The 13454-nt window shown below is 40.2% G+C and carries 13 protein-coding genes; 4 read left to right on the forward strand and 9 right to left on the reverse strand.

What is annotated here, in order from left to right:
• Positions 1-238: 238 nt before the first annotated feature.
• The 8 genes from glmS to FHR28_RS14310 all read right to left on the reverse strand — a co-directional run bounded on the left by glmS (position 239) and on the right by FHR28_RS14310 (position 8624).
• Complete coding sequence (gene glmS / locus FHR28_RS14275) at positions 239-2077, reverse strand: glutamine--fructose-6-phosphate transaminase (isomerizing) (RefSeq protein WP_166782919.1); 1839 nt, start codon at positions 2075-2077, stop codon at positions 239-241.
• A gap of 12 nt (positions 2078-2089) precedes the next feature.
• Complete coding sequence (gene glmU / locus FHR28_RS14280) at positions 2090-3454, reverse strand: bifunctional UDP-N-acetylglucosamine diphosphorylase/glucosamine-1-phosphate N-acetyltransferase GlmU (RefSeq protein ID WP_105713920.1); 1365 nt, start codon at positions 3452-3454, stop codon at positions 2090-2092.
• Positions 3455-3475: 21 nt separating this feature from the next.
• On the reverse strand, positions 3476-3952 hold the full coding sequence (locus FHR28_RS14285) for a phosphatidylglycerophosphatase A (RefSeq protein WP_016539097.1): 477 nt from the start codon (positions 3950-3952) through the stop codon (positions 3476-3478).
• A gap of 22 nt (positions 3953-3974) precedes the next feature.
• Complete coding sequence (gene thiL / locus FHR28_RS14290) at positions 3975-4892, reverse strand: thiamine-phosphate kinase (protein ID WP_056517071.1); 918 nt, start codon at positions 4890-4892, stop codon at positions 3975-3977.
• Between the two features lie 11 nt (positions 4893-4903).
• A complete protein-coding gene (nusB, locus tag FHR28_RS14295) occupies positions 4904-5353 on the reverse strand; it encodes a transcription antitermination factor NusB (protein ID WP_004718751.1) in 450 nt (149 codons plus the stop codon).
• A 3-nt stretch (positions 5354-5356) separates the two neighbouring features.
• Entirely contained in the window at positions 5357-5827 is a 471-nt protein-coding gene (gene ribE / locus FHR28_RS14300; protein ID WP_004718750.1) for a 6,7-dimethyl-8-ribityllumazine synthase, read from the reverse strand.
• A 97-nt stretch (positions 5828-5924) separates the two neighbouring features.
• Positions 5925-7046, reverse strand: a complete 1122-nt coding sequence (gene ribBA, locus FHR28_RS14305; protein ID WP_004818315.1) for a bifunctional 3,4-dihydroxy-2-butanone-4-phosphate synthase/GTP cyclohydrolase II — start codon at positions 7044-7046, stop codon at positions 5925-5927.
• A gap of 291 nt (positions 7047-7337) precedes the next feature.
• On the reverse strand, positions 7338-8624 hold the full coding sequence (locus tag FHR28_RS14310; RefSeq protein WP_166782920.1) for a hypothetical protein: 1287 nt from the start codon (positions 8622-8624) through the stop codon (positions 7338-7340).
• Between the two features lie 77 nt (positions 8625-8701).
• Between FHR28_RS14310 and serB the strand changes: the two genes are divergently transcribed.
• The 3 genes from serB (at position 8702) to FHR28_RS14325 (ending at position 11363) form a co-directional block, all read left to right on the forward strand.
• Complete coding sequence (serB, locus tag FHR28_RS14315) at positions 8702-9922, forward strand: phosphoserine phosphatase SerB (protein WP_004718743.1); 1221 nt, start codon at positions 8702-8704, stop codon at positions 9920-9922.
• A 430-nt stretch (positions 9923-10352) separates the two neighbouring features.
• On the forward strand, positions 10353-10667 hold the full coding sequence (gene aciT, locus FHR28_RS14320; RefSeq protein ID WP_004818318.1) for a ciprofloxacin tolerance protein AciT: 315 nt from the start codon (positions 10353-10355) through the stop codon (positions 10665-10667).
• Positions 10668-10883: 216 nt separating this feature from the next.
• Positions 10884-11363, forward strand: coding sequence for an SCP2 sterol-binding domain-containing protein (locus FHR28_RS14325; RefSeq protein ID WP_004718739.1), 480 nt, complete (start codon positions 10884-10886; stop codon positions 11361-11363).
• Between the two features lie 79 nt (positions 11364-11442).
• On the opposite strand, the gene dtd is transcribed toward FHR28_RS14325, so the two are convergent.
• Positions 11443-11883, reverse strand: coding sequence for a D-aminoacyl-tRNA deacylase (gene dtd / locus FHR28_RS14330; RefSeq protein WP_151956681.1), 441 nt, complete (start codon positions 11881-11883; stop codon positions 11443-11445).
• A 279-nt stretch (positions 11884-12162) separates the two neighbouring features.
• Between dtd and pncB the strand changes: the two genes are divergently transcribed.
• Positions 12163-13389 (forward strand): nicotinate phosphoribosyltransferase, encoded by a 1227-nt coding sequence (gene pncB, locus FHR28_RS14335; RefSeq protein ID WP_004718736.1) that lies wholly within the window; start codon positions 12163-12165, stop codon positions 13387-13389.
• Positions 13390-13454 lie beyond the last annotated feature (65 nt).

Here is a 13454-nt window from a genome sequence, read left to right on the forward strand (position 1 = left end):
TATTTACTTTGATAAGAAGTAAAAAGGAGGCTATTTTTCGCTCAGGGATTTTGTTGGTTCAAGTTTAAGAAGATGGTTTCTGTTTAGGTTATTTTTAAATTGATGGATCTATAAAAATTAGGCATAAAAAATCCACACATTCATGCAATTTTAATGCATGGTTTGTGTGGATTACTTGAGCTATTGATATGTGTATGAAACTTAATTTATTTCATACACTCAATGAGTAACTAATTGATTATTCAACCGTAACTGATTTTGCTAGGTTTCTTGGTTGGTCTACGTCAGTACCACGTAATACCGCAACATGATAAGACAACAACTGCACAGGTACACTATAAACAATTGGCGCTAACCAAGTATTGACCGTTGGAACATAGACAACATGTTGGCGTTCTTTAGCAACGATACCGCTATTTTCATCTGCAAAAACAAACAGTTCACCACCACGTGCTTGGACTTCTTCCATATTGGATTTAAGTTTATCCAGCATGTCATCATTCGGTGCAAGAATCACCACAGGCATATCATTGTCGACCAAAGCCAGTGGGCCATGTTTCAATTCACCCGCAGCATAACCTTCGGCATGAATATATGAAATTTCTTTAAGTTTTAATGCACCTTCAAGCGCAATTGGGAATTCTGTACCGCGACCCAAGAACAAGCAATGCTGTTTCTCTTTGAACAGAACAGACAAACGTAAAATTTCTGCATCATTTTGTAAGGTATCTAAAATGACTTTAGGGATATGCCACAATGCAGAAGTGATTTCATCAATACGTTCAGCTGAAATGGTTTGCTTAACTTGACCAAGTTTAAGGGTCAATAACATCAAAGCCGCAAGCTGTGTGGTAAATGCTTTGGTTGATGCGACCCCAATTTCAGGACCAGCTAGGGTTAATAAATGATGATTTGTTTCACGAACCATAGATGAGGTAGCGACATTACAAATCGTCATGGTATAGATATTTACCCCTTTTGCTTTAGCACGCTTTTGGGTATCACGTAATGCAGCCAAGGTATCTGCAGTTTCACCTGATTGGGAAATACAAACATACAAGGTGTTATCTACAATCACAGGCGAGCGATAACGGAACTCACTGGCAATTTCAACTTGGCAAGGCAGATCAATCAGTTGTTCAAACCAATATTTTGCAATCATTCCCGCATGGTAGCTGGTACCACAAGCAAGCACCTGAACTTGCTGAACATTTTTAAAATCTATTTCAGCATTTTGTAAAAAGTCTTCTCGTAATGTATTGCCATTTAAAGCTTGAGAGATCGTTTGTTGAATTGCTTCAGGTTGCTCAAAAATTTCTTTGAGCATGTAGTGTTTATATTCACCTTTAGAGGCATTACTCACGGTTGCATCCAGCTCTTTCACCGGACGATCAACCAATTGATCATTAACAAAAACTTCAATCGTTTCACGAGTTAAACGCGCAATATCACCTTCTTCAAGATAGATAAAACGGTTGGTCACAGGTAATAGTGCCAATTGGTCTGAACTAATAAAGTTCTCACCAATACCGACACCAATGACTAAAGGTGAGCCTTCACGAACAGCAATTAATTCATCTGGGTAATCGGTATGCACAATCCCCAGTGCATAAGCGCCTTTCAGTTGAGGTACGATTTCTTCAACGGCTTTTAATAAATTTGGCGATGATTTTAGTGCTTCAGTAATTAAGTGAGCAACGACTTCAGTATCGGTTTGAGATGTAAACACATAACCCAAAGCTTCAAGATCATCTTTAAGCTCTTGGTAATTTTCAATAATACCGTTATGTACCACTGCAACATGCCCAGAAATATGCGGATGGGCATTGTTTTCAGTTGGTTTACCATGGGTTGCCCAACGTGTGTGTGCAATACCCACAGAACCTAAAATATTCGACTCTGCAACCGCGCCTTCTAAATTTGCAACTTTACCAACACGACGTTCACGTAAGATTTGCCCCTGATCAACTAGAGCAACACCCGCAGAGTCATAACCACGATATTCAAGACGTTTTAGGCCTTCAATTAAAATATTTGTAATGCTTCGTTCAGCAACGCCACCAACAATACCGCACATAATAATATCCTCTTATTTCTTGACCTTTTGGGGACGTTGATAATTTTCTTTCGAAATTTGTTTTGCACGTTCAAATGCAAGACTGTTGTCTGCTACATCATGGGTAATCACTGAACCCGCACCTGTGGTTGCGCCATGCCCAATTTTAATCGGTGCAACCAGTGAGTTGTTGGTTCCAATAAAGGCATTATCACCAATGATGGTTTTGTGTTTATTGGCGCCATCATAATTACAGGTAATTGTACCTGCACCGATGTTTGAACCCGCACCAATTTCTGCATCGCCTAAATAGGTGAAATGATTGGCTTTTGAACCGAGACCAACAGAAGTGTTTTTCACTTCAACAAAGTTACCGATATGAACTTCATCTGCCAATTTCGCACCTGGACGTAGTCGTGCAAAAGGACCAATGTGTACATCTGCACCAATCACTGCATCTTCAAAAACACTATACGGTTGAACTTTGGTTCCTGCCGCAATTTGAGTATTTTTGATAATACATCCTGCGCCAATTTCAACGCCATTTCCGAAAGTACATTGACCTTCAATAATCACATTAATATCAATACGAACGTCAGTACCCGCAGTGAGTTGACCACGTAAATCAAAACGTGAAGGGTCAATCAAATGCACGCCTTGTTGCATCAATAATTTGGCTTGATAATTTTGAAATTCACGCTCTAATGCTGCAAGTTGAATACGATCATTTACGCCTTCAACCTCAAAAGCCAATTCTGGTTGAATGGATGCGATTTCCATACCATCCGCTAAAGCCATTGCCACGATATCAGTGAGGTAGTACTCGCCTTGAGCATTGTCATTGCTGAGTTTAGGTAACCATTCATGTAATTTGGCATTGCTCACACAGTAAATACCTGTGTTGATTTCTTTAATTTGACGTTGTTCATCAGAAGCATCTTTATGTTCAACAATCGCTTGGATTTTTCCATCCTTACGTACGATGCGACCGTAGCCAGTAGAATCATCAAGCGTTAATGTGACTAAACCGATGCCTGTTTGACTGGATACATCAACCAAGCGTTGTAGGGTACTTTGTTGTACGCAAGGCACATCACCAGAAAGGATCAAAGAAATGCCATCTTGGGGCAAAACAGGTAAAGTCACTTTAACGGCATGACCCGTACCGAGTTGTTCGGTTTGCTCTACCCATTGAATATTTTCATGTGCAAATGCATTTTGAACTAGATCACCACCGTGACCAAAGATTGTAATGATATTTTTTGCTTGTAATTGTTTTGCTGTTTCAATCACATGACCGAGTAGTGGGCGTCCTGCTAAAGGTTGGAGTACCTTGGGTAAACTAGAACGCATACGTGTTCCTTTACCTGCAGCAAGAATGATCACAGTTGTAGACATATCACACCTAACAGATCTGGCTTAAGCCATTTTAAAATATAAATAAATCACGATACATATTGCTGCCCAGAGGCCTGCAATAATATCGTCAAGCATGATCCCAAAGCCACCATCGACTTTTTGGTCAATGACACGAATAGGCCATGGTTTCCAGACATCAAATAAACGGAACAGTGCAAATCCAACCAGTGCCCAAATCCAATTCATTTGTCCTAAATAAATTAAAGGCAGGAACGTGATTGATTGCCCAGCAAACTCATCCCAAACAATGCGCCCATCATCATGCACATGGATAATCTCTGCGGTTTTCCCACAAATCCAAATACCGACCAATGACATGATTATGATGGCCAATATAGAGCCATAAAAACCAATTGCAAGCCAAATCGGAATAAACAAAAGCGCAAATGCTGAGCCAAATGTACCTGGTGCTTTAGGCGCTAAGCCTGAACCAAAGCCCACACCGCAGAACACAATAAAGCGTTCAGCCCATGTCATACTTTTAAAGACAATCGGAGGTTTATGCAAAGTGTTGGTACCCTTGAAGTTGAAGTGGATGGTCTAAGCCATCTTTCTCAAATACAATCCCAGATTTTTGTGTAACTTGGCCGATGATTGTAGTGGTTACATTTGGTTTTAATTGCAAAAGTTTAGCATAATTTTGCATAGTTATTGTAAAGCATAACTCATAATCATCTCCGCCCGCTAAAGCATATTTCCATTGCTCATTGTTGCTGAGCTGCCTTAAAGCTGGATGAATTGGGAGTTGATTTAAATCTATTTTTGCACCGACACCCGAGGCATCTAAGATATGCCCGAGATCTTGAGCAAGTCCATCTGAAACATCAATCATACTGGACGCCAAGTCTTTTAACAGAGCGCCTAATTCGCAGCGCGGTGTTGGGTAATCTAGACGTTGTTGTAGTGGATGTCCTAAATGTTTTAGCCCAAAAGCGGCATCACCAATCGAGCCACTGACTACAATTAAATCATCGACTTGTGCGCCAGAACGGGTAATGGCTTTGCCTGTTTCAATCCAGCCCAGTGCGGTGACGGTAATGGTGAGATGTGGACTTTGTGTGGTATCACCACCAATTAAACGTACGCCAAATTGATCGCAACAATCATATAAACCCTGACTAAATTGTTTTAGCCAGTCATGATCAATTTGGGATAGGCTCAATGCGAGTAAAATACTGTGGGGTTTTGCACCCATTGCAGCAATATCTGACAGATTGACAGCAACAGATTTCCAGCCAATGGCATGTGGAGAAGTTTCTAACGGAAAATGTCGACCAGCGACAAGGGTATCCGTACAAATCACCAATTGATGATTCAAAGGCGGGGAGAGCAGAGCTGAGTCGTCACCGACGCCTAGATCAACATCAGTTTGCTGCTGACGATTGAAATAGGTCTCAATAATTGAAAACTCAGCCATGTAAAAACAACTTATTTACTTTGTTGCTTTTCTGCTTCACGCAGGCTTGTTGCTAAACGATCTAATACACCATTGATGTATTTATGACTGTCAGCACCACCAAAGTGTTTTGCCAGCTCAATGGCTTCATCGAGTACAACTCGATAAGGGACTTCAAGATGGTCTTTGAGTTCGTATGCACCTAAACGTAATGTAGCAAGTTCTACACCGTCCAATGCACTCAGTTCACGATCCAGAACAGGAACAAGTAAAGCATCCAATGCTTCATGGTTTGCGATCACGGCTGTGAGCAACTCATGATAATAGCCGAGATCCACTTTATGCATTGCGTTTTCAACACGGGTACGTGCTTCAATTTCATGCACTGGGTTGTGGCTCATTTGCCATTCATAAATCCCTTGTACAGCAAAGCGACGTGCTTTACGTTTTGCTGCATAAGTAGCTTGGAGTGTTTGCGACATGCTTTAAATTGCCTTTAACAGGTTAACCATTTCAATAGCAGTAAGGGCAGCTTCACCACCTTTATTACCTGCTTTTGTACCAGAGCGTTCAATCGCCTGTTCAATACTATCCGTAGTCAATACACCATTGATTACAGGTAGGCCAGTATCTAAACCAACTACACCTAAACCTTTGGCACATTCACCTGCAACGAAGTCGAAATGTGGCGTACTACCACGAATCACTGCGCCAAGTGCGATCACTGCATCGAATTTACCAGAAGCTGCTAATTTTTTAGCCACAACTGGAAGTTCCCATGCGCCCGGTGCATGAACGACAGTGATATTATCGTCGCTTACACCATGACGATGCAATGTATCAATTGCACCTTCTAATAAATGTTCAACAACAAAGCTGTTAAAACGACCAACTAAAATCGCGTAACGGTCTTCGCTCGCGAGATGTAATAAACCTTCAATTCGGCGAATCGCCATGGCAACCTCGATAATTTAACAGATAAGTGGTTGTACCGACTGCTTTTATTTCCCGACTAAAAACCTAATTGAGTAATAAATGCAGTCTGATTAAAAATTATTGACCCGTTTTTTGGTCAGCAGTGATGTATTCCACCACTTCTAAATTAAAGCCTGATAATGCATTGAAACGTAATGGTGAGCTAAGAAGTTTCATCTTTTCAACACCGAGATCACGTAAAATTTGTGCACCAACACCAATCGTTTGGTATTGCTGTGAAAGTGCAGCATTTGATTTTGTTGGTTTTGGCTTACCAAGTTCTGCCAAAGCAGGGCCTAAGTCAGATAAATGACGTTGACCAATCCAGACCAAAACCCCTCGATCACTGTCGGCAATCGTTTTGAGTGCTTTATCAAGGTTCCAAGCAGGCTCACCATCTTTTTTATTGAGTTTCAATAAATCACGTACAGGGTTGAAACCATGTACACGGACAGTTGTCACCCCTTGTTTCGGTTCACCTTTGACCAAAGCCAAATGAATGTCTGGATTACCAATTTCACGGTAACGGTATAAATCAAAGGTACCGTATTCAGTATCTATACTTTGTTGATCCAAACGTTCTACGGTTTGTTCATTGGTCATACGATAATGAATCAGATCAGCAATTGTACCAATTTTTAAGCCATGTTTCTCAGCAAATACTTCAAGATCTGGACGACGTGCCATCGTGCCATCTTCATTGATAATTTCACAAATCACCGACGCAGGCTCTAAACCCGCTAAACGAGATAAGTCACAGCCAGCTTCAGTATGTCCAGCACGGTGTAATACACCACCTGGTTGTGCCATCAATGGGAAGATATGCCCAGGTTGTACAATATCAGCAGGTTTGGCATGTGCTGCAACTGCAGTTTGAATGGTATGGGCACGTTCTGCGGCAGAAATACCAGTGGTAATACCATTTGCCGCTTCAATAGAAAGCGTGAAGTTTGTACTGTGTTGTGCGCCATTATGGTCGACCATTAATGGTAGATCGAGTTGCTTACAGCGGTCACGACTCAGTGTTAGGCATACAAGACCACGAGCATGGGTGATCATAAAGTTGATGTCTTCAGGGCGTACGTGTGTTGCAGCAATGACTAAATCGCCTTCATTTTCACGATCTTCGTCATCCATGAGGATAACCATTTTACCTGCACGGATATCTGCTACAAGCTCTTCAACAGTATTGAGCGGCATCAACCTTCACCTTTTTGTTCTGTCGTATGACATTTTCATTGAGTACATTCGGAGCATAGTCTAACGTGTTTTTACGTATTTTGCCTATGCTTATCATCTTCCTTTGAGATAGATAGTTATACACAAGCTTGTAGGGCAATGAAAAGAGAAGAAAATTGAAACATTGCGATTTAGTATAAAGATCAGACACTCATTTCGAAAAAAATAAGATTAACTTATCGGAAATTGAGCGTAATAAAAGAAAAACCCTCGCACTTTAAAAAAGAGGAGGGCTTGATAGATGGTAAATATTTAATTCTCTGAGATTGCTTCAGAATTTGGTGTATTTTTCTTACCTTTTAAAATCTCAGTACGAATATTTTGTGCAATTTCAGCGCAGTCATTATTCATACCATTGATCATAAATGAATGACGGGTCAACACATTGGTTGGATTTGGTAAGGCAACCAATTGATAACAATCACCAATATGCTTGAGTTGATCATTGCTTAAATACAATGCCATTTCTTTGGCAATTAAATGATTCACCAAGCGCTCAGCCGCTTGAGACGCATCAAGTTGCATCGCTTCTACTGAGGTGGTGACCGCACAACGTGTCTGTAACACAAAGCGCTTGTCTTCACGGTAACGTTTATACAGAACTTCTGACAATAATTGAAATACCGAACCAACCATTAATATAGATTGTGCTGCATTGGGTTTTTCAGCATCAATACTCAGGATTGCACCATTCTGATTAAATTCTTGATGAATGGTGAAATCTTTTGCATTCAATTTGAAATGCTGTGCGCAAAGTTCAATACTTTTATTCAGAAAAATCTGACATAAATTAAAATAAGGCAGTGAAACCGACTGGTTGACCGTATTCATCAGTTGTTTTGGATCATAGTACTGAATATTCAGCGCCAAAATCTCTTGGTCATTTTCCAGTGTCGTGGTTACAGGAGTTTTGGGTTCAGGTTTTGCTTTGGCTTGCGCTTGTTGTTGAGCTTGGGCAATCGCAATGGTGCGGTTGGCTTTCTCAGCTTCAAGTGCTTCTGTCAGTTGTTGAATCTCATGTTTTAAACGGGCTTCATTGTTGATACGAGCCAAATATTCACTACGTGTTGGACGAGCGATGGCACGGTAGGCCAACCATAAGAAGGTATGAATCAATAAGGACACTAAAATAGCCAGCCATTGGGTCCGTAAAATTTCACCAATACTTGGCTTGATCAAGGTAATTTCAATAGTGCCGACTTTTTTCTCGTTCTGTAATGCATCACGAACAAAAACTTCACCTTGACGCGTTTTTGCCATACCACTGGTTGCCAGTACTTGTTTTTTAGCATCAAGTATTCGAATCGAAGCCACACTTGGATTGGTCGCATAGCGATTTGCCAACAGCGCCAATGACACCGTATTTGCGGGTTCGAGTTCAGATAGGCTGTCCGTGACCAATTGGCTGGTCATGAGTTGGCCTTGGCTGGCACGGTTTTCATTCAACTGATGTGTTGTTGCAACTACCAATAAAAAGGTATGAAATGCAAAACTTACAATAAGTAGGCTAGCAAATAGCCCTTGTCTTGGCGCATTCAACGTAAACTTCCAAAGCAAAAAATTTCGATTTCGATTATGATTCTTCCAATTGTTGTAGCTCAGACCCGAGTCAATTCATGCGAGAAATCATTCTTATTTCATTTTTAGGACCTGACCAACCCAATCAGTTTACTCGATTAATGCAAGTGTTGTCCGTACATTCTTTGCAAATATTAGATGTAGGACAGGCGGTCATCCATAATCAATTGACTTTAGGTATTGTAGTGTCGTCAAACGATCAAACTGCAACAGCTTTAGCCATGAAAGACATCCTTATTTTAGCACATGATATTGGTTTAACTGTTCGTTTTAAGCCGATTTCAGGCGCAGAATATGACCAATGGGTGAGTGAAGGTGGGCGCACACGTTATATCGTGACCGCTTTAGCACCAGAGCTCACAGCCGAACATCTGCAAGCGGTGACCAATATTGTTTCAAGTCAAGGTTTTAACATTGAAACAGTGACGCGCTTGTCGGGGCGTCCCGAGCGTAATGGACACCAAGATGGGCTGAAACGTTCATGTGTTCAATTCGGTTTGAGTGGGCAAATGCTGGATGCACAGGCGATGCGTGCCGCATGTTTACGGCTTTCTGCTGAATTAAATATTGATGTCGCGGTGCAGGAAGACAATGCCTATCGCCGTAATCGTCGCTTAGTCTGCTTCGACATGGACTCGACTTTGATTGAGCAAGAAGTGATTGACGAACTTGCTAAAGAAGCAGGGGTGGGCGATAAAGTCGCTGAAATCACTGAACGTGCAATGCAAGGGGAGTTAGATTTTCAACAAAGTTTCCGTGCACGCGTTGCGTTACTTAAAGGCCTTGATGCCACAGTATTGCCTCAAATTGCTGAACGACTAACCGTGACAGAAGGTGCCGAGCGGTTAATCTCGACACTAAAATCACTGGGTTATAAAACTGCGATTTTATCTGGTGGTTTTCAGTACTTTGCTGAATATCTACAAGAAAAATTGGGCATTGATGAAGTGCATGCCAATATCCTCGATGTTGAAAATGGTGTTGTGACAGGTGAGGTTAAAGGCCATATCGTTGATGGTGCGCGCAAGGCGTATCTCTTGACTGAATTGGCTGGAAAAATGGGGATTTCACCTGAGCAAGCGATTGCGGTTGGAGATGGCGCAAACGATTTACCGATGCTTTCAATTGCAGGGCTTGGAGTCGCATTCCGTGCGAAACCTGTGGTTCGCCAAAATGCCAATCAAGCTATTTCAAGTGTAGGTCTAGATGGTGTGCTTTATCTTTTAGGCGTGCATGATAAAGATTTGTCCCGTGCTTAAATGACATGGGTTATATTGCAGAATCATGACAAATAGCGACTTTAAGTCGCTATTTTTTATTTGAAAATGAATCACTTTGCTGCCATTCGCGCGCAATAAAACAGCTTGATAAAAATATTCGTTTTAGAACTTAAAAAAAGTTTTTTAGGGATTAAAAGCTGTGTGTATTTTTTTGTAATGACACTGCATGATTGATGGTAATTAGATTGTGAGAAAAACAGGATTCTTAAAAAATGTAATGACAAATGAATGTTGCGACAAAGTGTGTCGTTTAAGCAGAAAACAGCGCTTTCCTTCTCTTAAAAACTATACATAATGCAAAGCATAAGCTTCTATAAGGTGATTTAAGAAAAATTATAAAGCTTGAAATTGTTGTGAAACACCTATTTAAACGGTTTTTTTATAAGGCATCATTTTGACGGAGGTTGTTATGGTATCAACAACATTTGCAACATTGATTGGATTCGGTCTAATTGCTGCAGCGTTGGCTACCGTTTTCTTTTCCCCTTATCGTCATTGGTTAGGGTTTATGTTTGCAGGCATGATCTTCTGGGGCACCTTGGAAGCAATGCGTTATAGTGTACAGAACATCTTTGATATTTCGGTCGCATATAGCTATTTAACTGCGATTATGTTGGCGATGTCTGCATTGATTGCTCTCTTATTGCGTGAAGACAGTCGTGCACAAAAAGCATTGGCAAATCGCCAATATATTGAACATACCCCAGTCTATGAAGATGAATAAGTTTTGAGTGAAAACTTCAGTCAATATGAACGCTAAGATAACAATAGTGACTTTAATTACACGAAAAAAATCAATTTAGACATTCCAAGGTATATCATAATGGTATACCTTTTTTTCAGTTTATACTTTGCTCTGAAAGCCATGTCTACGCAATGACAAGTTATGCTAGGATGAGCAAATTCGAATCTAATTTAAAAAACAACAGGCTTAAATGTCATGAAACTTTCTGCAATTCCAGTTGTGAAGTTACCAATCGTTGATGCAAGTACAGATCCACTGGATTTGCTTGTATTGGGTTTAGCACTTCGTATGAAACAATTGGCTCGTACCAGTCCAAAATTTATTGAATTGACCCATGACCGTCAGTTCCGTATTCAGATTGGTACTGACTTGGGCGTGGCACGCCAAATTATTGTGAACAATGGTCAAATTGATACAGTTTCAGGTGCTGAACAAAAAGCTGATTTTGTTTTACAGTTTGCTGACAGTGAGCAAGGTGTAAAAACTTTGGTAAAAGGCGATCCAACAGCTTTTATGACGGGTATGCAAAACGGCAGCATCAAAATGGAAGGCGATTTCAGTTTGTTGGTCTGGTTTAACCAAGTGGCTAAACTGATTCCACCAAAAGTTCCAAAACCAGTAAAAGATAAAATTAAATTGGCACGTCAATTCTTAAAAGAGAAGATTGGACGCTAAGCGAATCGAAAATCTTAAAAAGCCCGATCTGATCGGGCTTTTTAAGATTTAAACATTGGTATTAAGATCAAGCTTTTAATTATTCAACTTCCAAGTTAAAGGTCACAGGCCCATCATTGACCAAATGCACTTTCATATCCGCTGCGAAAATACCCGTCTCAACATTTTTAAATTGTGATCGAGCATAATCAACCAATTGTTGATACAGTGCCTGGGCTTCAGCGGGCGGCATGGCTAGCCCAAAGTCTGGACGCAAGCCTTTTTGCGTTTGTGCCATTAAGGTGAATTGAGAGACCAATAAAATCCCGCCATTGGCTTGGCTGACGTTCCAGCCCATTTTGCCTTGTTCGTCATCAAAGAAACGATATTTCAAAATTTTATCAATTAATTTTTGACCTTTTTCAAAATTATCTTCCTTCGCTAAGCCTAGAAAAACCAAAATTCCTTTTTGAATTTCTCCCGTGGTTTCACCATCAACAACGACTTTGGCTTCTAACACTCTTTGTAATAATGCGCGCATATAAACAATAAGACTAAAATACGATAGCGCTATTCTAACAGGGAAAACCCTGTAAGTTGATGCGAGTAGGCCATTGCTGAAAAGTTGAAGCTGTTAATAAGCTTTTGAATAAGAATAGAATTTATAAAATTATCATATGAGCAGATAAATTGAAAAAATAATTCTGCTGAGATTTATGTTGAGCTTAACTGAAAATATAGTTCATCACTTATAAATGATTACGTTATCTCAGTGAAAAATATGCTTTAATAAAAACAGCATAGCGAAATTAAAATAGATATGGCGCCAATCATCCAATCCTTGCTCGATACAGATTTATATAAATTTACCATGTTACAAGTGGTGCTACATAAATTTCCTCAAACGCACAGTGTGTATCACTTTCGCTGTCGTAATCTAGATGCTACGGTTTATCCCCTGACGGATATTCTGGATGATTTGAACGAGCAGCTCGATCATCTCTGCTTACTCAAATTCCAAGAAGATGAATTGCAATATTTACGCAGTATGCGTTTTATCAAAAGTGATTTTGTTGACTATTTAGAATTATTCCAACTCAAACGCCGTTTTATTAAAGCGGGTATTGATGAACAAGGTCGTTTAGACATTTGGGTTGAAGGCCCAATGGTTCAGGCGATGATGTTTGAAATTTTTGTTCTGGCGATTGTCAATGAACTCTATTTTAGCCGGATTCGTAATGATGACATTTATGTTGAAGGTGAACGTCGTCTACAAGCCAAAGTTGAATTATTAAAGAAATTTGAACAACAACAAGGCACTCAAGCTCCTCCATTTTTAGTCTCAGATTTTGGTACTCGTCGTCGTTATAGCCTAGATTGGCAAAGACATGTGATCCAGACCTTCCATGCAGCTGTACCCAATGTGTTTAGAGGTACCAGTAATGTCCTTTTGGCAAAGGAATTAAATATTCATCCAATTGGAACCATGGCGCATGAGTTTCTACAAGCATTCCAAGCGCTAGATGTCCGCTTAAGAGATTTTCAAAAAGCGGCTTTAGAAACCTGGGTACAAGAATATCGTGGTGATTTGGGCATTGCCTTGACCGATGTGGTCGGTATGGATGCATTCTTACAAGATTTTGATTTGTATTTTGCCAAGTTATTCGATGGCTTACGTCATGACAGTGGTGACCCATTTGAATGGGGCGATAAAGCTTATCAGCACTACCGAAAACTAAAAATTGATACTAAAACCAAGATGCTAACCTTTAGTGATGGATTAGATATTGAACGTGCATGGGCGTTGTATCAATACTTTAAAGATCGCTTTCAAGTTAGTTTTGGTATTGGTACCAATTTGACCAATGATATGGGGCAAACACCACTCAATATTGTGTTAAAACTGGTGGAGTGTAATGGTCAATCGGTGGCGAAAATTTCAGATAGTCCCGGAAAAACCATGACGGATAACGATACTTTCTTGGCTTACTTACGACAGGTCTTTGAAATACCTGAAGTTGTCGAAGCAGTGAAAATTGATATCTGAATTTTTGCTAAAAGAATGTGAAAAATCAGCATATTGGTAAAAAACACTGTGCTAAGATCATTTGT

Source organism: Acinetobacter sp. BIGb0196 (assembly GCF_011759595.1).
Lineage (GTDB): Bacteria > Pseudomonadota > Gammaproteobacteria > Pseudomonadales > Moraxellaceae > Acinetobacter > Acinetobacter guillouiae.

What these genes read in the sequence shown, in the direction of transcription:
- glmS (WP_166782919.1), bottom strand. Translation starts at nt 2,077, where the DNA reads ATGTGCGGTATTGTTGGTGGCGTTGCTGAACGAAGCATTACAAATATT.
- glmU (WP_105713920.1), bottom strand. Translation starts at nt 3,454, where the DNA reads ATGTCTACAACTGTGATCATTCTTGCTGCAGGTAAAGGAACACGTATG.
- FHR28_RS14285 (WP_016539097.1), bottom strand. Translation starts at nt 3,952, where the DNA reads ATGACATGGGCTGAACGCTTTATTGTGTTCTGCGGTGTGGGCTTTGGT.
- thiL (WP_056517071.1), bottom strand. Translation starts at nt 4,892, where the DNA reads ATGGCTGAGTTTTCAATTATTGAGACCTATTTCAATCGTCAGCAGCAA.
- nusB (WP_004718751.1), bottom strand. Translation starts at nt 5,353, where the DNA reads ATGTCGCAAACACTCCAAGCTACTTATGCAGCAAAACGTAAAGCACGT.
- ribE (WP_004718750.1), bottom strand. Translation starts at nt 5,827, where the DNA reads ATGGCGATTCGCCGAATTGAAGGTTTATTACATCTCGCGAGCGAAGAC.
- ribBA (WP_004818315.1), bottom strand. Translation starts at nt 7,046, where the DNA reads ATGCCGCTCAATACTGTTGAAGAGCTTGTAGCAGATATCCGTGCAGGT.
- serB (WP_004718743.1), top strand. Translation starts at nt 8,702, where the DNA reads ATGCGAGAAATCATTCTTATTTCATTTTTAGGACCTGACCAACCCAAT.
- aciT (WP_004818318.1), top strand. Translation starts at nt 10,353, where the DNA reads ATGGTATCAACAACATTTGCAACATTGATTGGATTCGGTCTAATTGCT.
- FHR28_RS14325 (WP_004718739.1), top strand. Translation starts at nt 10,884, where the DNA reads ATGAAACTTTCTGCAATTCCAGTTGTGAAGTTACCAATCGTTGATGCA.
- dtd (WP_151956681.1), bottom strand. Translation starts at nt 11,883, where the DNA reads ATGCGCGCATTATTACAAAGAGTGTTAGAAGCCAAAGTCGTTGTTGAT.
- pncB (WP_004718736.1), top strand. Translation starts at nt 12,163, where the DNA reads ATGGCGCCAATCATCCAATCCTTGCTCGATACAGATTTATATAAATTT.